The sequence below is a fragment of the Winogradskyella sp. genome (assembly GCF_013213975.1).
GTDB lineage: Bacteria > Bacteroidota > Bacteroidia > Flavobacteriales > Flavobacteriaceae > Winogradskyella.
Genome location: NZ_JABSST010000062.1, coordinates 1 through 21,342, shown reverse-complemented (window position 1 = coordinate 21,342; position 21,342 = coordinate 1). Strand labels below are relative to the sequence as shown.

The window sequence follows — 21,342 nt, the reverse complement described above, 5'->3', positions numbered from 1 at the left end:
TGTCTCATTAGATATCAATGATGATGCTGGCTTTGAGGATGAATCTTTAATTTTAAATTTAGCGGTGACCTCTGGTACAGCAGATTTAGATATTAGTCAACATACAGTAACTATAGTTGATGACGAAGTGGCACCTGCATTAACGACAATTGCTCTTCAAGATTTTGATGGTACTAGTCCGTCTTGGAGTTATACAACATCACCAGAAGAGAATAGTGCGGCATGTAATTCTGGAAATGATGTTTGGAACGTTGTGAGTAGTTTAGGTAGTATCACAGTTCCTAATAGTACAGGTGATTTCTTTGGTGGAAGAGACTTGAACGGAGCAACTGGCTGTGGTACTTCAGATGTAGGAACAATTGATTTTTCTTCAATAAATGTGAGTGATTTTTCAAGTTCAGTCTTATCATTTGATTATGAAGTTGACGGATTTAATAGTTCTAGTGACGAATTGAGTTATATAGTATATTTCGATGCTTCACCAGAAGCAGAAGTGTTTTTATGCGACGGTTGCAATCAGCAGAACCTTGAAGGAACTGTAATGGTTAACATTCCTAATGGAACAGAAAGGGTGAGCTTACAGGTAAGAGCACAATTTGATGGTGGAAGTGATTATTTTGGTGTAGATAATTTTAAAGTTGCCGGTTTATTTAATGGCTTAGTGTACACTGGTGGTGCATGGAGCCCAATGGATCCAGACAATTCTACTGGTGCTTCTGATGCTATTGTTATTGATGGTACTGCTACTTTTGCTGCAGATGCTGCATTAAATGATGTAAACATATTACCTGGAGCTGCTGTTCGCGTGAATTCAGGTGTGACCTTAGGAACTAATACCTTAGGCCTTAAATCGACTTCATCGACATTCTCTAGTTTAATTGTTGATGGTACTGTAACAGGAACAGTAGCCTATGAGCGTTATGTGAATAGTAATGACCCAATTAATGGTAACGACTTAATTAGTGCGCCACTTTCTGGTCAGAACTTTAATACCTTCTTTGGCAATAACCCTAATATTTTATCCAACCCTAGTGGCCCCGAAGTTCTCTTTGGTGGCTTTGATAATGATGACGCTGTTAATCCGTTTGAATTGTGGAATGACACAGACACCACACCTTTGGTTGCTGGACAAGGTTACAGAACTGGTATTGATACTGCAGCCTCGGCAAACTTTGTATCCTTTGAGGGTACTGTAAATGCATCGGAAGTACTTGTAGCAATTGATCAAGGTACTGCAAGTATTCTAAATTTAGTAGGGAATCCTTTTCCTTCGTATTTAGATGCCCAAGCTTTTTTATCAGAAAATGCTGGAGTTTTAGATGGAAGTGCACAGGTGATTTATGGATACAACGATAGTACCGATGGAACGTCTTCAGATGATTACACCATCATCAGTTTACTTGAAAACACAAGCGTAAACATTGCCCCTGGACAAGCGTTCTTCGTAGCTTCAAATAGCACCGGCGGTAATATTGCCTTTACAACGAGCTCACCTGATATGAGAATTACTTCAGACCAAGATGATTTTATTGTAGGAAGAAACGCGGCTGCTACCATCACTAATGTTAATATTAGTTTAACCAATGCTAGTGATAATTTTATCACTAAAGTATACTTTACACCATCCTCTGGTCTTGGTTTAGATCCTGGCTACGATGCCAGTTTAATCGGTGGTGTTGCCCCTGGATTTGCCTTATTCTCGAATTTGGTCGAAGACAATATGAATGTTCCTTTTGCAACGCAGGCTCTTGGTAAGAATGATTATAATGACACCACCGTTGCCTTAGGTGTTAATGCCAATATGGGTGAACAACTTACCTTTAGTATTGCTCAAAGTACCTTACCTGCTGAGATAGAGGTGTATTTAGATGATACTATTACGAGTACATCAACATTACTTAATGCTTCAGATTATATCATTACACCGGACTCAAATTTAAATGGCACAGGACGCTTTTATTTAAGATTTTCAAACAGTGCATTATCACTACCTGAAAATAACTTGGATAATATTACAATCTATACCAATCCAGCTAACCGTACCATTAACATTTCTGGTCAGATCGAAGCGGGAACAATGGCTAAAATTTATGACATTCAAGGACGACTCGTAAAAACTGAAGTCTTATCTTCTAATGTAACATTACATAGCATTGATGGTAACGCATTACATGCAGGAGTTTATATCGTTGAGTTGAGTCATGACAATCAAAGAAAATCTGAAAAGCTTATCCTTCGGTAGATATTAGAATTTACACATATTCAAAAACGCATTCTTGTTGAGAATGCGTTTTTTTTATATCTTTATTTGATATTCTCCCTATACTGACTAATTTAATTTATCAACACGCAAACGATTGCGCAAATATTTATATAAAAAAGTCATTACATTTATTCAAAAATCAAATTTTACGTTTATGAAAAATTTTTACTTATGTCTCTTAACTTTAGTCTGCACCACATTTACACTAAACGCCCAAGTGAACTACTCTGGTAATGGGAATACCGGATTTGGAGGCCCAGTTGGAAATGCCAGTATAAATATTGATGATGACGGCACTACAATTACCGTAAATTTTACTAAAGGGGCAGGAGATTTTAATGATACTATGGTAATGTATATTGCCAACGGCTCCTCAGGTAGGTCCAACATTGACGGCAGTGTTAACGATACGGCAGATTCCAACAGAAGAGCAATCTCCAACAATGGGTCGGGAGATATTTCATTTCCAGCAGGATTTGAAGCAACCCATGGTATCGCAATTAATACAGGATTTGGTGGTTTATGGGAAATTCCTTCCAGTGGATCTATTGGAGATAATGGCTTAAACTTTATCGATAGTGTAGGTAATCCTACATTAAATACTGATGCATCTTTTTTATTCTCTTTTGACTGGAGCGAAATTGGGTTGACCAATTTAGATAATTTTGATTTTGTAATCACATACGGAAATCCAAATGACGGAGGGTCTAATATGTTCTCTTCAGACGAAGCTATAGGAGACGGTGTTGGAGGAGGCAATCCCGGAACAGGATCTTTTTCATACTCAGGATCACGTAGTTATCCAAACACCTGGCTTGGTGTAGATACCAGTTGGTCAAATGGAACAAACTGGTCTGAAGGACTACCTGCTTCAACAGAAAATATATACATTCCAAATGTTGCTAATCAACCTGTAGCAGCAGGTGCTGTAACTATAAATAAGGCTGTTGTTGTACCTGGTGCTTCTATTGATGCCCAAAGCGGATTTACGGGTGATGTTATCTTAAATTCTACTTCTACAATATTTTCAAGTCTAATTATAGACGGTTCATATTCAGGTATTGCCTCTTATCGTCGTTATGTAAATAGTAATGACCCAGTTAATGGTAACGACTTAATAAGTGCACCGCTCTCTGGACAAGCTTTTAACACCTTCTTTGATAATAACCCTAATATTTTATCCAATCCTATTGGACCTGAGGTATTATTTGGTGGTTTTGATAACGATAATGATATAAATCCTTATGAATTATGGATTGATACTGCCACCACTCCTTTGGCTGCTGGTCAAGGCTATAGAACTGGTATTGATGCTACAGCACTTTCTAATTTTGTGACCTTTAACGGAACAGTAAATACCAGTTTAGTTCAAGTAGCCATAGATCAAGGTACTGCAAGTATTTTAAATTTAGTTGGAAATCCATACCCGTCTTATTTAGATGCACAAGCTTTTTTAACTGAGAATGCGGGCGTTTTAGATGGGAGTGCCCAAGTAATTTATGGTTATAATGATAGTACAGACGGAACATCATCAGACGATTACACCATCATTAGTTTACTTGAAAACACAAGCTTAAATATTGCACCCGGACAGGCCTTCTTTGTAGCTTCAAACTCTACCGGTGGGACGCTTGAATTTAAAACAAGTTCACCAGACATGAGAATAACATCAGATCAAGACGACTTTATAGTTGGTAGAAATTCGCTTGCAACAACGACCAACGTCAATATCAGTCTCAGTAATTCTAGTGAAGATTTTATAACGAAAATTTACTTTACACCGTCATCTGGCCTTGGCTTAGATCCCGGTTATGATGCCAGTTTAATTGGAGGTGTGGCTCCAGCATTTGCCTTATTTTCGCATTTGGTACAAGACAATATGAATGTACCTTTTGCAACTCAAGCATTAGGAAAAGTAGATTATAATGACACTACTGTTGCACTAGGTGTCAATGCTAATATGGGTGAACAACTGACCTTTAGCATTGCTGAAAGTACATTACCAACATCAATAGAAGTTTATCTCGATGATGCAGATGCCAACACATCTACTTTGCTTAATTCTAGTGATTACGTGATTACACCAACAACAAGTTTAGCTGGAACAGGACGTTTCTATCTGAGATTTTCAAACAGTGCTTTATCCACACCAGAAAATAATTTAGACAACATTTTAATCCATGCCAACCAAACTAGTCGTTCCATCAATATCTCAGGAAACGTTGAAAAAGGCACCATGGCTAGAGTATACGATATTCAAGGCCGATTAGTAAATAGCACTATTTTAAATGAAAATTTGAATACGCAGTCCATCGGTTTAAACACCATAAGTTCAGGCCTTTATATTATTGAATTAAGCAATAATCAAAGTTCTAAAGCAGAGAAGTTTATATTAAAGTAAAATCACTATATCATAAGCCTAAGAATATTATGAGCTAAATGAAAAAATATGTTCTTAGGTTTTGATTATTTATTTTAAAGAAACCACATATTAATAAGAAAAATAATGAATTATTTTATTATTTTTGAATCAAATAAGTCCTAGATGAGTAAGAAAACCCATACCGAAAAAATCACTCGTAAAGACGCCATAAAAAAAATGGGCAAGTATGCTGCACTAACTGCTGTAGGTACTTTCGTGATTTTAAATCCATTGAAAGCACAATCGACTTCTCCACCAGATGCAGGTGGAAATCCATTCGATTAATTTTTTTTTACATTGAATAACGACCTAGCGCCAACTTATGCATATAAATTTGGTGAAGATTGGGTATTGTGGTATGCCAAGTCTAATAATTACAGTGTTGTAAGTCTACATTTTAAAGCACTACTTGACGCATATCTAGAGTCAAAAGATATTGAAGAATTTCAACAAACACTTCAATTAAAATCAGTGGCGTCGAATTTAAAGCAGATTGGTAGTGCGCTCCTTCAATATTTAGAACATTGTAATACCGTTGTATCTGACGCAAATGAGCGCCACTACGACTACAATCCTGCGAACCAAAAAATTTCTAGGCATTACCTTATTTCTGGCAAATACATAGAAGTCAATTTTGACTCTCAATTGGTTGAGCAATTATTTCACCCTGCTTTAGCTTATTTGGAAGTCACTCATAAAAAACATAGCGCGGATACCCAATTTGATATATACCTTGAAAACAACGATCTCTGTCTATTCAAAAATAAAGCGCTGATAAAGGCTTCTTATAAAAAAGACTATCATTTCATTCAAGGTAAATTTATATTTGAAATCATTAATACCATTCATGATAAGAAGGCTTCGGACTGGCTGGCCACATTTCACGGTTCTACCATTACAGATGGTATAAATGCAATACTATTGATTGGTAATTCTGGTAAAGGAAAGAGCACCTTAAGCTCCTTATTGGCGAGTCATGGCTTTTATATTTTAGCAGATGACGTTACACCTTTGGGATGCGATAATCAAAACTTATACTATAATCCTTCAGCAGTGTCTGTAAAGTCGGGAGCGTTTAAAGTTTTAAAACCCTATATTCAAAATTTAGACGACTTAGCCACCATATCCTTTAATACAACAAAAGGGGCCTTAAAGTATATTCCATTTCCTAAGCCTAAAGACAACCAATATCCCTGCAGCGCCATAATTATGGTTAACTATTCGGCCAATAGCGAAACGGAATTAGAAAAAACAGACATTAAAACGGTTTTAGAGGTTTTAATTAGTGAATCTTGGTTGTCTCCAAATCCAAAACATGCGAAGCAGCTCTTAGACTGGTTGCAATCCATTGCCTTGTATCAATTGTACTACAGTGACACCGCCAGCGTTGTGGATACCATATCGCATCTTTTCAAGACACTAGACCATAAATAATATCCTTATATTTACGTTAAAGGACGAATTGCAGTGAAGAATTTAGCAACAACTTACCAACACATTGCGGATATCCTCAGTTACGATAGTGATACATCTACCTTAGAATCCACCTTGAGTCAACCAGCATTCAATTGGGATGTTATCGTTAAAGAGGGAAGTAAGCACTTGGTTTTACCCGCTATTTTTTGCAGGCTGCAATCAAAACAATTACTCCACGTTTTACCAGCGGATTTACTAAGCTATTTAGAAAACATAACAGAATTAAATAGAAATAGAAATTCATCGATTCTTAATCAGATGCAATCGATTTCTGATTTGTTAGATCAGAATCACATTAACCATGTATTTTTAAAAGGGGCTGCCCTATTGGCCTCACATATTTTTGAAGATCCTGCTGAACGTATGATTGGTGATATTGATATTCTGATTGACTTAAACCAACTAGATGAAACCTTTGAATTATTTATAAAAGAAGGCTACAATCCAATTGAGCAAACCTTCGGAAATAAATTTTCCGAACATAAACATTTGCCAAGACTAACCACTGAGAAATATATTTGTGCTGTAGAATTACATCGTAAGCTTTTTGTCAATCATAAAGATGTAGCACTTGAAAATGCTAATATTCTTAAAACTAAAACGAACATAAATCAATTTTATATTCCAAATGAACAGCATCTATTAAGACATAATATTTTAAATTACCAAATAAATGACAAAGGACAATTATACAATAGTCTTAATTTTAGATCGTCTTTTGATACTATTACCTTACTCAAAAAACGTACTCTACATTTAAATTTTGAAGAAAATAATACCATTAAAAACTATTTCAGGGTTTTAAGTATATTTTTTAAAGAAATCAGACCAAATACAACGATAAAGTATAATATTAAAAGTTCTTTTTACCTTTTTAAGCTTAAAAATCTAAAATTCTATCGCTTTTGGAATGCCTTGTTAAGAATAACCAACTATCTATTATCTATAACCAATCGTATACCTTTATTTTTATATAATAAAGCTTACCGAAAAGAATTCTTGGCCGATAGAAAACGTATATACCAACATTTTGTAACTATTTTAAAAGGTTCTTAATATTTTTTGTACTTTTGATTGATTCCCTTCCCACATTATTTGTTTTATCAAGCATAAAGCTTAACTTTGATTTAAATTTATAAACTATTATACATGAGAAAATTACTTTTACTTACAGTTCTAATCACCCTAACTTTAAATTCATTTGGACAGGCAAGTAGTAGTGATAAAGAATGGTTTGCCAGCGTCGGTCTTAACGCTGTTAATAGTCAAGGGACACGTTCACCATTTGGCGGCATGGGAGACTGGGCAATCAATGTTCCCATTTCTTTGGGTGTTGAATTGGCTTGGACTTCTGGTTTATCCATTGAACAAGCGTTTACCTTAAATTCCTTTGCTGAGGGTGATAAAATTGATGGTATTGAGTTACAAGAAGACTATACTTATTTATCTTTTGATACGCATGCCAAATACTATTTTGGCAAACATCTTTTCCCAAGTGCAGATTGGATAGATTTTTACGCTAATGCTGGTGTTGGATTTTTTAAAATTGACGACACCAATATCTCTATGAATCTGGGTGGTGGTGTGTTATTTTGGTTAAACAGACGACAAACCTTCGGAATAAGAGCTCAAGTGATTGGAAAATTTGCTTTTGACCATTCAGACAGTGGATTAGATAATAACCATTACCAAACACATATACAGGCAATTTTTGCTTTATAATTACATCTATTAAAATTAAACAAAAGGGTTACAATACTATGCATTGTAACCCTTTTTGTTTAACACGAGTCATATTATATTAGTGATTCCTTAATAAACCATCAAAATAATCGACGGTTAACTGCAGACCTTCTCGCAATTGAATTTCAGGCTCCCACCCATTTAATTCTTGCTTTGCTAAATTTATATCTGGACGACGTTGCATTGGGTCATCCTTTGGTAATGGTAGAAAGACAATTTTAGATGTAGATCCTGTTAAATCAATGACTTCTCTTGCCAGTTGTAACATTGTAAATTCATTAGGATTTCCAATATTAACCGGTCCGATAAAGCCATCACGAGAATTCATCATTCGGCATGTACCTTCTACCAAATCATCGACATATTGAAAACTTCTAGTTTGCGTACCATCTCCAAAAACTGTAATATCATCACCCTTTAAGGCCTGAACAATAAAATTAGAAACGACGCGTCCATCCTGAGGATGCATTCGAGGGCCATAGGTATTGAAAATACGTATAATTTTAATCTTCACATTATTCTCCTTGTGATAATCCATAAACAAGGTTTCTGCACAACGTTTGCCCTCATCATAGCAGGAGCGTCTCCCTATAGGATTTACATTGCCCCAGTAGGTTTCTAGTTGCGGATGAACGGTAGGGTCACCGTAAACCTCACTCGTAGAAGCTTGAAGAATTTTTGCTTTTACGCGTTTGGCCAATCCCAACATGTTAATGGCTCCCATTACAGAAGTTTTAACCGTTTTAATCGGATTATATTGGTAATGTACTGGGGAGGCAGGACATGCTAGATTATAAATTTCATCAACTTCTACCATATATGGATTGGTAATATCATGACGGACCAATTCGAAGTAATGGTGATCCATTAAATGCTCAATGTTACGTTTAGAACCCGTGAAATAATTATCCAAACAAATAACTTCATTACCTTCACTGAGAAGGCGTTCACACAAATGAGATCCTACAAAACCTGCACCACCTGTAACTAATATTTTCTTCATAAATACTCTTAATACAAAATACGTTTAAAAATAAGCTTTTATTTTTTTAAGACTTAATAGCCTGCAAATTTAAAATTAAGCATGATCTGCATATGGTGATACAACTCAGGGAACTGCGACTTAAATTCTAAAGGGGTTTCTATAAAATTTTCAAGTAAGACTGCAAAAAATTCGTAGTGATTAGTGTATGCGTAAGCTCTAAAATACTTAGATGCGATTAATTCCTGCCTCACATTTGAATTATGCTGCAAGTAATTCATGAGCTTATTAAAACCATGGTTAAAAATGATACTACTCACGTCTCCAGCTTGAAAAGCATTTAAATGTAGGGCATGCCCAAATTCGTGAATTCCTAGATTTAAATTGTCATCTCCAATATGATAGCCTCGTTCAAAATCTTCCCAAGACAAAACAATAGTCCTCAACATAGGGTTGGCCTCACCTTTATGATAGGTCTCATTTACTTTTGAGAAATAAGGCTGTGGATAAATAACAATCTTATCAAAAAGGTCTAAAGTATAGTTTCTAAATCCAAAAGTTAGCATCACTGCTGTTGCTGAAATTAAAGTCCGCATATCTTCTGTTACTTCTATACCATCTCTTCCAATAAAAGTCTTCCTCTGAATAAATCGCGCCAAGCGATGTTTAAAAATGACTTTATTTCTTTGATCGAGCTTATTGTAAAAAGTAAATTCTCGTCTCAATATAGATTCTTGATCCTTGGTAACATCTTGTCTTCGCAAGACAAAATCTCTAAAAAAAGGCTTCGACGAACGCAAGGCATAACGTTGCTCAAAAAACACATAAAAACGGCTTAGAATGACTAATGCCATTCCTATAAAAAAGATGGTTAAAAAAATCAGCTTTAACGTTGGGTCCATTATTAGTGATTGGGCTTTCTGCAGGTAAATTAAAGATTATACTTAAATATAAGGAAAGATATTTCGTAATCCTTTATTGTTAAACAAAACGCTTCACAAAGTATTACTGTCGCATTCTTTTGCGTTAGGCTTTGAAAATCTTTTAAAATAAAAAATGCTCAAGCGAGCTTGGCATTTTTTATTTTAAAAGCATTTATTTGTGACCTCGAAGGGATTCGAACCCCCAACCCTCAGAGCCGAAATCTGATATTCTATCCAGTTGAACTACGAGGCCAATTAAGAATGTTAAGACATCAATTTTGCCTTAACTATAGTTGAAATGGTTTTTCCATCAGCTTGACCAGCCAACTCTTTGGAAACAATACCCATAACCTTACCCATATCTTTCATACCTTCTGCCCCAATCTGATCAATGGTCATAACCACCACTTTTTCAATCTCTTCTTCACTTAGTGCCTCAGGTAAGAACTGACTAATTACCTCGGCTTGATCAATTTCAGGTAAGGCTAAATCTTTTCTATCTTGTTCTAAAAAAATAGCAGCACTATCCTTACGTTGCTTTACCATTTTAGATAAAATCTTTATTTCTTGTTCCTCAGTTAATTCCTCCGCAGAACCAGATGCTGTTTTAGCCAATAGAATTTCAGATTTAACTGCTCTTAAAGCCGCCAAAGCCGTTTGATCTTTTTCCTTCATGGCTACTTTCATTGCAGCCATAACATCGTCTTGTAAGCTCATTTTATCCTCAGTTTAGTGAACTGCGAAGATACTTAAAAAAGTTTAAGCGTACATAAAATATACCTTAGCCATAAAAACAAAAGCCCAAAACGCTAGAGGTACATTTTGGGCTTGACAATGGCGTAAAACACCTAACTTAAATCTGCTATTAATCTACGTTATCATGTAAAAATGAATTGTTATTCCTAAGTTGGATGTCGTCGTTATCATCTGTACCGACGGACATTCTAGACGTGTTGGTTTCCGAAGAATGCTGAGCATCCTCTAGATTAACACCTTGTCGTTTGTAAGCAGGTTCCTTTTCGATTTCATCTATTTTAGCATTATTGAATTTATAGTTAAAATCCTTCATATGCTTTCTGCGTTCATTGGCACGTGCCTTAATAAGTTCTGAAATAGGACTATTCATTGGATCAATATCATCCTCAACCACCTTTTGATTGTCTTCAACAGAAAGTATCTTCTTTTCAAAAACAACCTCCTCTTTTACTTCGGTATCCTCTGAGTTGGCATTTATTGAAGACTCAAAGGTTTCAAAATCACCTAAAGCATATCTAGTCTCCCCTTCTTCATTAACTTCTGTAACTGTAATAATTTCTACAGGCTCATTAACATCTATATCTTTTACCTCATCATCTAGACTAAAAAGTATCTTTTCCTCACCTGATTCTGGTTCTTCTATAGTTTCAGGCTCGCTATTAGAAATTGGTAAGTCAAAGGTTAATGTTATCTGTTCTTCTTCTGGTTCTACAGCAATCTTTTCTGCCTTATTTTCAATTGGTGTGATAATAAAATCATCAGACGCTACAACGTCTTTAGATTTAGAATCCAAAACTTCTTCATACACTACATTCATATCTTTCAATACATCTGTAGTTTCAATTAAGTCCATCCTATTTTCCGGTTGCATCTCCAGGTCCTCTTCATCAACCAATAGATGCTTTACAATCGGTTCCTCTTTCTTTTCTTCTAAGACGATATCTGGCGTGATAATCGCTGGATCTCTTTCTTGCGTACTTACCTCTTCAGTAACATCGTCTTCAAGTGCGTGTATGACTTTCTTAGTCTCAGTATTTGAAATTTCATTCTGCTGATCGATGTCAAATCCTGTTGCTATTATAGTCACCGAAATTGATTCCTGTAACGACTCATCCTCACCTACGCCCATAATAATATTAGCACCATGACCTGCTTCAGTCTGAATATGATCATTAATTTCACCAATCTCATCAATAGTAATTTCCTGAGAACCAGATACGATGAGCAACAGTACATTTTTGGCTCCAGTAATTTTATTATCATTGAGTAATGGCGAATCTAACGCTTTCATAATTGCCTCTTGCGCTCTCGTTTGACCAGAAGCGGTTGCAGAACCCATTATGGCCGTACCACTATTACTTAACACTGTCTTGGCATCACGTAAATCGATGTTTTGTGTATAATGGTGTGTTATGACCTCTGCTATACCTCTTGATGCTGTTGACAATACTTCATCTGCCTTAGAGAAGCCAGCTTTAAATCCTAGATTACCATAAACCTCTCGAAGTTTATTATTATTTATAACGATCAATGAATCTACGTGTGCACGAAGATTTTCAATACCTCGTTGAGCTTGTTCATTACGCATTTTACCTTCAAACTGAAAAGGCATAGTTACAATCCCAACGGTAAGAATATCTAATTCCTTAGCCATTTTAGCAATAATTGGCGCTGCACCTGTACCCGTACCACCACCCATTCCAGCAGTGATAAATACCATTTTGGTATTCGTGTCTAACATGCGTCTTATGTCTTCCATACTTTCAACAGCCGCCTGCTCACCAACATCTGGATTTGCTCCTGCACCAAGTCCTTCCGTAAGGTTAACTCCAAGTTGAATTTTATTTGGAACACCACTATTTTGAAGTGCCTGTGCATCCGTATTACAGATCACAAAGTCAACACCTTTGATACCTTGTTGAAACATGTGATTGATAGCATTACTGCCTCCACCTCCAACACCAATAACCTTAATAACATTAGATTGATGCTTTGGCAAATCAAATGAGATGTTTCCAAATTCGTTGCTAATACTCATACTTTTTGAGATTTTGGGATTCTATATTTCTTGATTAATTAATGTATTATTCCGCGTTATCTAAAAATTCTTTGACACGCTCAGTCAGCTTATCTAAAAATGAACGCCTTACCTTTACAGGTTGTTCTGCCACAACTTCCTCATGCTCTTCTTGAGCATTTACTTCTGTAGCAGCATTATGACCAGCTTGTTCAATGGTATCATCCATAATTTTTCGATCCTGACGTTTTAAGCCATCCATCACTAAGCCAACGGCAGTAGCAAACAATGGACTTGCAATATCATCATCACTGTCACCTGCTAAATGCTCATTAGGGTAGCCTATTCTGGTATCCATTCCTGTAATATATTCTACTAATTGCTTTAAATGTTTTAACTGACTTCCACCACCAGTTAGTACAATACCGGCAATTAGCTTTTTCTTTTGCTCTTCATGCCCGTAGTTCTTTATTTCTACATAAACCTGCTCTATGATCTCAACGACTCTGGCATGAATAATTTTTGATAAATTCTTTAGGGTAATCTCTTTAGGTTCTCTACCACGTAATCCAGGAATAGAAACAATCTCATTGTCTTTATTCTCCCCTGGCCATGCAGAACCAAATTTAATTTTCAGTAATTCGGCTTGTTTTTCTATAATTGAGCAACCTTCCTTAATATCCTCGGTTATTACATTACCACCAAAAGGAATCACTGCCGTATGTCTGATAATACCATCTTTAAAAACAGCTAAATCTGTTGTACCACCTCCTATATCAATTAAGGCAACTCCCGCCTCCTTCTCTTCTTGACTTAATACAGCATTTGCTGAGGCTAAAGGTTCTAAAGTGATACCTTCTAATTCTAAATCTGAACTTTTTACACAGCGTCCAATATTTCTAATAGATGAAACTTGACCTACTACAACATGAAAGTTTGCCTCTAATCGGCCACCATACATCCCAATAGGTTCCTTAATTTCGGCTTGACCATCAACTTTAAATTCCTGAGGCAAGACGTGTATAATTTCTTCACCTGGTAACATTACCAATTTATGTACCTGATTAATTAACCGATCTATATCAGTTTCATCAATTACCAACTCCGAATTCGGCCTTGTGATATAATCACTATGTTGTAAACTACGGATATGCTGACCAGCAATCCCTACTGTTACCTCTTCAATCTTTTCTGAAGCTGCAGCTTCTGCTTCTTGTACTGCTTGTTGAATTGACTGAATGGTTTGTGTGATGTTATTTACAACTCCACGGTGAACACCAAGACTCTTGGATTTACCAACTCCTAAAATTTCAACTTTATCATACTCATTTTTGCGACCAATCATGGCCACAATTTTTGTGGTTCCTATATCTAAACCTACTGAAATGTTGTGCTTGTCCATAGTTTACGTTTTGGTGCAAATGACTTGTTTATCAAATTTTAGATTAACAAGTGAATATTTTTGTAATATGTTATCCTTCGAAGCCTTTTGATAAAAAGCCTTGAAATTATTTATCTTCTTCTCTAACATGTCTAAGGATCCTAAATGCACAATAAAATCACTTTTACGAATTTTAAAATCAATGGTTTTATCCTCATTCTGCCGAATTTCAATGACATGCTTTTTTAAGAATACATCTTGATCAACAATCTTAGCAAATTCAAATACTGTTTTAAGATCATTTTTCTTAATATATCCAGTAACTAGAGGAACCCGTGCTGTATAGTTCGACGACAAAGGCATATACGATCCTTCATCATCAATATAATACGACGCATTAGTATTAACTCGTGCAATAGGTCGTTTCTGTTCAATATCTGCAGAAAGCTCACCATTTACTGACATAAACACTTCCGCTTTCTTTATCATTGGGTTAGAAATTAGGGCAGACTCTAACTCGTTCAAATCTATAATTTCTTTAGGCTGTCCCGAAACTGGCTTCTGATTTTGTATTAACAATTTACTAACATTAGCTTTCGTTATAAAAAGTTGACTCTCCCCTAAAAATTCGATGTTTGGATCAGACGCCATCCTCATAGAATTACGATGTTTTGAAAAGGCAAATAATACTCCTACTAAAAGCATTAACCCAATGATTTTTATGTAGTTAAAATTAATTCGCAACACTAAACGCCTTTTTAATATATTTAACTTCCTCTCCAATATCACCAGCACCAATTGTTAAAATAATTTGCGCTCTTGATTTTTTGATGTCATCGATTAAATTTGACTTGGAAGCCAATTTTTTATGTTCACTTTTCACCTTATCTAACAACCATGAAGACGTCACTCCTTCAATGGGTAATTCACGAGCTGGATAGATGTCTAATAGTAATAGTTCATCGAACTGAGAAAGGCTTTCAGCAAATTCATCAGCAAAATCTCTCGTCCGACTAAATAAATGCGGTTGAAAAATAGCTAACACCTTTTTTTCTGGATACATTTCTCGAACAGCTTGGTGTACTGCATTAATTTCTTCAGGGTGGTGGGCATAATCATCAATAAAAACAAAGTCATCTGTTTTTATTTGATAGGTAAATCGTCGTTTAACACCTTTGTAAGATGCTAAAGCCTTGGCGAGCTGGTTGTGAGGGCAACCAAAATCGTCAGCCATCGCCAAGGCAATTATTGCATTCGACAAATTATGTCTACCGGGTAGGTTAAATTTGAAATCTCTTGATAATCCATTCGGTGTTTTAAAATCAAACACATAACAACCGTTTTCAATTTTTACATTGTTAGCACTATAGTCCGAATCATCTTCAATTCCATATGTTATTCCTGCAAGCGGTAATCCATTTTTTATAAATAGTTTACCGTTTGGTTTGATACATTCCGCAAAGTCTTTGAAGGATTTAATAAGTTCTGATGCATCAACATAAATATCCAAATGATCTGCATCCATCGAGGTGATACATGCCAAGTCTGGAGATAGGGTCAGGAAAGATCGATCGAACTCATCAGCTTCCACAACAGTAACATCTGTACCATTCAGTATTACATTTGAATTATAATTCTCACTAATACCGCCTAAAAAGGCAGTTACTGGGGCACCACACACCTGAAGTAAATGCCCTAAAATACTCGTAGTGGTGGTCTTACCATGAGTACCTGCTACAGCAAGGCATTTGGTTTGTTTGGTAATTTCGCCCAAAACTACTGAACGCTTATGAACATTAAAGCCATTGGTTTTAAAATAGTGTAATTCTGAGTGGCTCTTAGGAATGGCAGGGGTGTACACCACCAAAGTATCATCTTTATTTAAAAACTTAGGGTCAATATTAATAATATCATCATTGAAATGTATGTAAACACCTAAGTCCTGAAGGGCTTTGGTTATATCCGAGGGAGTTTTATCATATCCAGAAACAGACTTACCGTTAGCAACAAAGTAACGCGCCAACGCACTCATTCCGATGCCGCCAATACCAATAAAATAGACCTTATTTATTGCACTTAACCTCATTTACTATTTAATAATTTTTCAACCTCATCTACAATATCTTTAGTTGCATTAGGAAGCGCTAGGGTTTCTATATTTTTACCTAGAGTCTTACGTAATTTTTCATCTTGGACCAAATCAGCGAATTGTTTTTGAAACACCGCATCTAATTCCATTTCGTTAATCAAGATTGCAGCATTTTTATCTGCAATTGCTTTAGCATTTTTTGTCTGATGATCCTCTGCTACATTTGGCGAAGGAATAAAGATGGTTGGCTTTCCAACAATACATAGCTCAGATACTGATATAGCACCTGCTCTAGAAATGATTATATCTGTCGCCGCATAAGCCATTGTCATATTATTCAAAAATGCATGGACCTGAACGTATTTTAGTTCGTTATAGCACTTGTACTTTTGGTAATAGAGCTTACCACATTGCCAAATGATTTCAACATTATGCTCTTCAAAAAATTGGAGATTAGCTTCAATAAGTTCATTAATTCGTCTTGATCCTAGACTTCCACCCAAAACCAACAAGGTATGCTTATTATGAATTAACGTGAAAAATTCCTTACCCTCAATTTGTTTTCCCTTAACACCCAATAACACCTTACGAATAGGGTTGCCCGTTAAGCGAAGTTTATCCTTTGGAAAAAACTTTTCTAACCCTTCATAAGCAACACATATCGTTTTTACCTTTTTAGATAATAATTTATTAGTGATACCTGGGAAAGAGTTTTGTTCTTGAATAAGACAAGGAATCTTTTGAGAGGCTGCAACATTGAGTAACGGTCCACTAGCAAAACCCCCAGTTCCTATAACAACATCTGGCTGAAAGGATCGTACTATTTTTCTTGATTTTAATAAACTAGACATTAGCTTAAAGGGAAACATTAAGTTCTTTAATGTGCGCTTTCTTTGGATTCCCGATATCCATAAGCCTATTATCTCATAACCCGTCTGTGGGACTTTTTCCATTTCCATGCGATCCGAGGCCCCCACAAATAAAAATTCTGCGTCAGGATAGCGCGACTTAAGTTCATCTGCAATAGCAATAGCAGGATAAATATGACCTCCTGTTCCACCACCTGATAATATGAATTTATAATTTGACATTAAATCGTTTCACTTAGTATATCTAAAGGATTATCACCTTCAAAAATTTCACTTTCTTTAATTTCTTGGCGTTTCGCACTGACACTTAGAATAATTCCAATGGCCAGACAAGTCATCCAAATCGATGTACCACCACTGCTGATTAAGGGTAAGGTTTGTCCTGTTACTGGAAACAGCTCTACAGCGACAGCCATATTAATTAAAGCTTGAAAAACTATAGGTAATCCAACACCTAGGACTAAAAGCTTTCCAAAAATGGTATCCGCCTTTTGAGACACAATCACTATCCTAAATAACAACCATGAATACAGCACTAATAAAAACAAGCCACCCGCTAACCCATATTCTTCAATTATGATTGCAAAAATGAAATCTGATGAGGATTGCGGTAAAAGATACTTTGTTGGACTCTTACCAGGTCCGAGACCAAATATTCCTCCAGAGGCTATTGCTGTTTTAGAACGCTGAATTTGATAATCTTCTTTAGTATCGGCTTTATCTGTAAAGTTTTCGATACGGCTCATCCAGGTATCAACACGGTTTGGCATAGCTTCAGGAAAGGCCTTAGCAACCATAACAAATAACACCAATGCCATAATACCAGTTCCTAAAATAACCAAGAGGTATTTTGTTGGGTAACCTCCAATAAAGGTTAACATAATAACCATGGTAAATATAATAGCCGTCGTTGAAAGATTAGCTGGAAGAATTAAAATTAAAATCAAAAACACAGGCATCCACAACGGAATGATGGTTTCTTTAAATGAGATGGCCTTATCCCTTATTTTAGATAAATATCTAGCCACATACACCATTAATACCACAGCAGCAAGTGTAGACGTTTGAAAAGACATATTAACTACTGGAATATTAATCCACCTGCTTGTATTGGTCCCTTCAGAATTTGTTGATCCTTGTAAAATTGTAATTAACAAGAGCACTAAGACTATTGGAATCAGAATCATTGAAAGCCCCTTAAAATATTTGTAGGGAATCTTATGAACCGCAAACATAATAGCAAAGCCTAAAGACAAATGCACAAAATGCTTAATAAAAAATGAAAAAGTATTACCTCCTTCACCATAATCGGCCAAATTACTTGCAGCACTATACACAGGTAAAAATGAAAAGATAGCCAACAGTGTTGCTATTGCCCAAATAGCTCTATCCCCTTTAATCTGTGAAAAAATATTCTGCACGCTTAACCTTTAATTTTATAGATGAGTTCCTAATTCATCTTAGTACGTTCTTATTATAAATTACGTACAGCCTTTTTAAATTGACGTCCACGATCTTCATAATTATCGAATAAATCGAAACTTGCACAAGCAGGTGATAATAGCACATTATCACCTGCTTCAGCAATCTTGTAAGCAATCTTCACTGCTTCACTCATATATCCTGTCTCAACTATGATATCTACCATATTTCCGAAGGCGTCAAACAATTTTGAATTATCCAGACCCAAACATATAATTGCTTTAACCTTTTCATTAACGAAAGGAAAAAGCTCATTATAGTCATTGCCTTTGTCAACTCCACCAACAATCCAAACAGTTGGAGCGTCCATACTTTCTAAGGCAAAATATGTTGCATTCACGTTTGTCGCTTTAGAATCATTTATGTATTGTACTTTATTAATTTTAAGTACGTGTTCTAAACGATGCTCTACTCCTTGAAAATTTTCAAGACTTTCGCGTATGGTCTGCTTTCTAATTTTTAGCAAATGTGCTACCGTAGAAGCTGCCATAGCATTCTTAATGTTATGCTTACCCTCTAAGGTTATGTTATCTGTTGGCATAATGATTTGATTATTATCTATTGTTATTATTATTTTATTGTCTTTATAATAGGCGCCTTCTTCAATAACCTTAGTTAGGGAAAAAGGCAGTTTTTTAGATTGAATTTGATGCTGTTTGATATGTTCTGTTATGACCTCATCATCGGCATCATATATAAAGTAGTCTTCCCTAGTTTGGTTCTCTACAATTCTAAACTTGGAAGCGATATAGTTCTCAAATTTGAAATCATAGCGGTCCAAATGATCTGGTGTTATATTGGTTATAACAGCAACCTTAGGTCTAAATTGATGAATATCATCTAGCTGAAAACTACTTACCTCCAGGACATAATTTTCATGATCTTTATCATTAATTTGCTTCGCAAAACTGTCGCCGATATTGCCTGCTAAACCCACATCAAAATCGGCACATAATACATGATGTGTTAAAGATGCTGTTGTGGTTTTTCCATTACTACCCGTAATGGCCACTAGCGTTGCATCTGTAAATTGAGACGCAAACTCAATCTCAGAAACTATTGGAATTGCCGCATTACGAAGTTCTGTCACTAGAGCCACTTTATCTGGAATTCCAGGACTCTTCATCACAACATCTGCATTGAAAATTAATGACGCTGTGTGCTGTTCATCTTCAAATTCAATCTCATTATTTAAAAGAACGTCTTTATACTTTTCTTGTATTCTTCCTTTATCGGAAACAAATACTTGGTAACCTTTTTGCTTTCCTAAAAGTGCCGTACCAACTCCACTTTCTCCTCCTCCAAGTATCACTAAGCGCTTCATTACCTTATCTTCAATGTCACTATGGAAATAATGGCGAGTAAAATGCCAATAATCCAAAACCGGGTTACTATTTTACTTTCGTGATATCCTGATTTTTGATAATGATGATGCAAGGGCGACATTTTAAATATGCGCCTACCTTCACCGTATTTTTTTCTTGTGTATTTGAAATAGCTAACCTGCATCATCACCGATAAGTTCTCTGCTAGGAAAATCCCACACAATATTGGTATGAGCCACTCTTTTCTTACCGCTATTGCGATCACTGCAATAATTCCACCTATGGTTAAGCTTCCAGTATCCCCCATAAATACCTGAGCTGGATAGGCGTTATACCATAGAAAACCAATTAAAGCACCTACAAATGCAGCTATGTAAATGGTTATTTCCTCTACCTGAGGGATATACATGATGTTTAGGTATTTTGAAAAAATAATGTTACCAGATACCCAAGCAAAAATCCCTAGCGTTAAAACAATAATCGCGGAGGTTCCTGCAGCTAGACCATCTATTCCGTCTGTGAGATTTGCACCATTTGAAACGGCAGTAACAATTATGATAGCCACCAAAACAAAAATGATCCATGCATATTTTTCTAAGTCATCACTAATCCATGTGATTAAATCTGAATAATCAAATTCGTTGTTCTTTAGAAATGGAATGGTGGTTTTAGTAGACTTTTTAGCCACATCGAATAACTCTGCATCTGGTGTATTAGGATTCTCAGCGAGAAGAACACGTTGTTCCTGAAGTGGTAATTCTTCCTTAATGGTAACATCTTCATGAAAGTATAAGCTTAAGCCAACAATAAGCCCAAGACCTACTTGACCCAATACTTTAAATTTACCTTTAAGACCTTCTTTATCATTCTTGAATTTTTTGATATAATCGTCAATAAATCCAATGGTTCCCATCCAAAGGGTGGTTACAATTAGCAAGATGATATAAATGTTTTCGAGTTTTGCCAATAAGACGACTGGAATTAGTGTCGCCAGAATGATAATGATTCCACCCATTGTTGGAGTACCAGCCTTTTCAACTTGACCCTCTAATCCTAAATCTCTAATAGTCTCACCAACCTGCTTTTTACGCAAAAACTCAATAATGCGCTTACCATAAATTGTCGAAATCAGTAACGATAGGATAATCGCAACAGCAGCTCTAAAAGTTAAGAACCCAAAAAGTGATGCTCCTGGAAACTGGAACTGTTGTTCTAAATATTCAAATAAATAATACAACATCTACTTTTGTAATTGTTTTAAAAATTCTTGTACAGTTTTATAATCATCAAAATCAAAGCGTTCTCCATTTATTTCCTGGTAGGTTTCATGACCTTTACCAGCGATTAAAATGATATCATTCGCACTAGCCATTTGACAAGCTGTTTTTATTGCTTGCTTTCTATCTGTTATTGAAATGGTTCTATTATAAAATTCTGCTGGAACACCTGCTTCCATTTCATCAATTATAATATTTGGATCTTCTGTTCTAGGATAATCAGAAGTTACCACCGAAACATCAGCTAATTGAGCAGATGCTTTACCCATTAAAGGGCGTTTTGTGCGGTCACGATCCCCTCCACAGCCTAATACACAAATCATTTTGCCTTTAATAA

Annotated in this window: 18 protein-coding genes and 1 tRNA gene; 6 read left to right on the top strand and 13 right to left on the bottom strand. The window is 35.8% G+C overall.

Annotated elements, in window-relative coordinates; all coding sequences use genetic code 11:
* The 6 genes from HRU49_RS10515 to HRU49_RS10490 all read left to right on the top strand — a co-directional run.
* A partial coding sequence (locus HRU49_RS10515; protein ID WP_296356922.1) for a T9SS type A sorting domain-containing protein occupies nt 1–2,242 on the top strand: 2,242 nt, incomplete at its 5' end.
* 175 nt (nt 2,243–2,417) lie between these two features.
* Nucleotides 2,418–4,664, top strand: coding sequence for a T9SS type A sorting domain-containing protein (locus HRU49_RS10510; protein WP_296356920.1), 2,247 nt, complete (start codon nt 2,418–2,420; stop codon nt 4,662–4,664).
* A gap of 144 nt (nt 4,665–4,808) precedes the next feature.
* Nucleotides 4,809–4,970, top strand: a complete 162-nt coding sequence (locus HRU49_RS10505) for a hypothetical protein (RefSeq protein ID WP_296356918.1) — start codon at nt 4,809–4,811, stop codon at nt 4,968–4,970.
* A 12-nt stretch (nt 4,971–4,982) separates the two neighbouring features.
* Nucleotides 4,983–6,119: a hypothetical protein gene (locus HRU49_RS10500; RefSeq protein WP_296356916.1), complete on the top strand. Its 1,137-nt coding sequence runs from the start codon at nt 4,983–4,985 to the stop codon at nt 6,117–6,119.
* Nucleotides 6,120–6,152: 33 nt separating this feature from the next.
* Nucleotides 6,153–7,217, top strand: coding sequence for a nucleotidyltransferase family protein (locus HRU49_RS10495; RefSeq protein ID WP_296356914.1), 1,065 nt, complete (start codon nt 6,153–6,155; stop codon nt 7,215–7,217).
* A 93-nt stretch (nt 7,218–7,310) separates the two neighbouring features.
* Entirely contained in the window at nt 7,311–7,883 is a 573-nt protein-coding gene (locus HRU49_RS10490; RefSeq protein ID WP_296356910.1) for a hypothetical protein, read from the top strand.
* A 79-nt stretch (nt 7,884–7,962) separates the two neighbouring features.
* Here HRU49_RS10490 and HRU49_RS10485 read toward each other — a convergent pair whose 3' ends face one another.
* The 13 genes from HRU49_RS10485 to HRU49_RS10425 form a co-directional block, all read right to left on the bottom strand.
* Nucleotides 7,963–8,907, bottom strand: coding sequence for a UDP-glucuronic acid decarboxylase family protein (locus tag HRU49_RS10485; protein ID WP_296356908.1), 945 nt, complete (start codon nt 8,905–8,907; stop codon nt 7,963–7,965).
* Nucleotides 8,908–8,960: 53 nt separating this feature from the next.
* Entirely contained in the window at nt 8,961–9,788 is an 828-nt protein-coding gene (locus tag HRU49_RS10480) for a zinc-dependent peptidase (protein WP_296356906.1), read from the bottom strand.
* A 200-nt stretch (nt 9,789–9,988) separates the two neighbouring features.
* Nucleotides 9,989–10,062 (bottom strand) — tRNA-Arg (locus HRU49_RS10475).
* An 11-nt stretch (nt 10,063–10,073) separates the two neighbouring features.
* Nucleotides 10,074–10,526: a GatB/YqeY domain-containing protein gene (locus tag HRU49_RS10470; protein ID WP_296356904.1), complete on the bottom strand. Its 453-nt coding sequence runs from the start codon at nt 10,524–10,526 to the stop codon at nt 10,074–10,076.
* A 148-nt stretch (nt 10,527–10,674) separates the two neighbouring features.
* Complete coding sequence (ftsZ, locus tag HRU49_RS10465; protein ID WP_296356902.1) at nt 10,675–12,603, bottom strand: cell division protein FtsZ; 1,929 nt, start codon at nt 12,601–12,603, stop codon at nt 10,675–10,677.
* 46 nt (nt 12,604–12,649) lie between these two features.
* Nucleotides 12,650–13,984: a cell division protein FtsA gene (ftsA, locus tag HRU49_RS10460; RefSeq protein WP_296356900.1), complete on the bottom strand. Its 1,335-nt coding sequence runs from the start codon at nt 13,982–13,984 to the stop codon at nt 12,650–12,652.
* A 3-nt stretch (nt 13,985–13,987) separates the two neighbouring features.
* Nucleotides 13,988–14,668: a cell division protein FtsQ/DivIB gene (locus HRU49_RS10455; protein ID WP_296356895.1), complete on the bottom strand. Its 681-nt coding sequence runs from the start codon at nt 14,666–14,668 to the stop codon at nt 13,988–13,990.
* Nucleotides 14,669–14,696: 28 nt separating this feature from the next.
* The gene (murC, locus tag HRU49_RS10450) at nt 14,697–16,049 is read right to left on the bottom strand and encodes a UDP-N-acetylmuramate--L-alanine ligase (protein WP_296356893.1); all 1,353 of its coding nucleotides are present in this window, start codon (nt 16,047–16,049) and stop codon (nt 14,697–14,699) included.
* On the bottom strand, nt 16,046–17,143 hold the full coding sequence (gene murG, locus HRU49_RS10445) for an undecaprenyldiphospho-muramoylpentapeptide beta-N-acetylglucosaminyltransferase (protein WP_296356892.1): 1,098 nt from the start codon (nt 17,141–17,143) through the stop codon (nt 16,046–16,048). Before murG ends, murC begins: the two co-directional genes overlap by 4 nt.
* A complete protein-coding gene (locus tag HRU49_RS10440; protein ID WP_296356890.1) occupies nt 17,143–18,342 on the bottom strand; it encodes an FtsW/RodA/SpoVE family cell cycle protein in 1,200 nt (399 codons plus the stop codon). Before HRU49_RS10440 ends, murG begins: the two co-directional genes overlap by 1 nt.
* Before the next feature lie 53 nt (nt 18,343–18,395).
* On the bottom strand, nt 18,396–19,727 hold the full coding sequence (murD, locus tag HRU49_RS10435) for a UDP-N-acetylmuramoyl-L-alanine--D-glutamate ligase (RefSeq protein ID WP_296356887.1): 1,332 nt from the start codon (nt 19,725–19,727) through the stop codon (nt 18,396–18,398).
* On the bottom strand, nt 19,727–20,968 hold the full coding sequence (gene mraY, locus HRU49_RS10430; RefSeq protein ID WP_296356884.1) for a phospho-N-acetylmuramoyl-pentapeptide-transferase: 1,242 nt from the start codon (nt 20,966–20,968) through the stop codon (nt 19,727–19,729). The genes murD and mraY overlap by 1 nt, the downstream gene beginning before the upstream one ends.
* Nucleotides 20,969–21,342: cyanophycin synthetase (locus HRU49_RS10425; RefSeq protein ID WP_296356881.1), on the bottom strand; the 374-nt coding region annotated here is incomplete at its 5' end.

Coding starts and splice junctions, on each gene's coding strand:
- mraY (WP_296356884.1), bottom strand. CDS start 20,968: ATGTTGTATTATTTATTTGAATATTTAGAACAACAGTTCCAGTTTCCA.
- HRU49_RS10470 (WP_296356904.1), bottom strand. CDS start 10,526: ATGAGCTTACAAGACGATGTTATGGCTGCAATGAAAGTAGCCATGAAG.
- HRU49_RS10455 (WP_296356895.1), bottom strand. CDS start 14,668: ATGCTTTTAGTAGGAGTATTATTTGCCTTTTCAAAACATCGTAATTCT.
- murG (WP_296356892.1), bottom strand. CDS start 17,143: ATGTCAAATTATAAATTCATATTATCAGGTGGTGGAACAGGAGGTCAT.
- HRU49_RS10505 (WP_296356918.1), top strand. CDS start 4,809: ATGAGTAAGAAAACCCATACCGAAAAAATCACTCGTAAAGACGCCATA.
- HRU49_RS10480 (WP_296356906.1), bottom strand. CDS start 9,788: ATGGACCCAACGTTAAAGCTGATTTTTTTAACCATCTTTTTTATAGGA.
- ftsA (WP_296356900.1), bottom strand. CDS start 13,984: ATGGACAAGCACAACATTTCAGTAGGTTTAGATATAGGAACCACAAAA.
- murD (WP_296356887.1), bottom strand. CDS start 19,727: ATGAAGCGCTTAGTGATACTTGGAGGAGGAGAAAGTGGAGTTGGTACG.
- HRU49_RS10485 (WP_296356908.1), bottom strand. CDS start 8,907: ATGAAGAAAATATTAGTTACAGGTGGTGCAGGTTTTGTAGGATCTCAT.
- ftsZ (WP_296356902.1), bottom strand. CDS start 12,603: ATGAGTATTAGCAACGAATTTGGAAACATCTCATTTGATTTGCCAAAG.
- HRU49_RS10510 (WP_296356920.1), top strand. CDS start 2,418: ATGAAAAATTTTTACTTATGTCTCTTAACTTTAGTCTGCACCACATTT.
- murC (WP_296356893.1), bottom strand. CDS start 16,049: ATGAGGTTAAGTGCAATAAATAAGGTCTATTTTATTGGTATTGGCGGC.
- HRU49_RS10490 (WP_296356910.1), top strand. CDS start 7,311: ATGAGAAAATTACTTTTACTTACAGTTCTAATCACCCTAACTTTAAAT.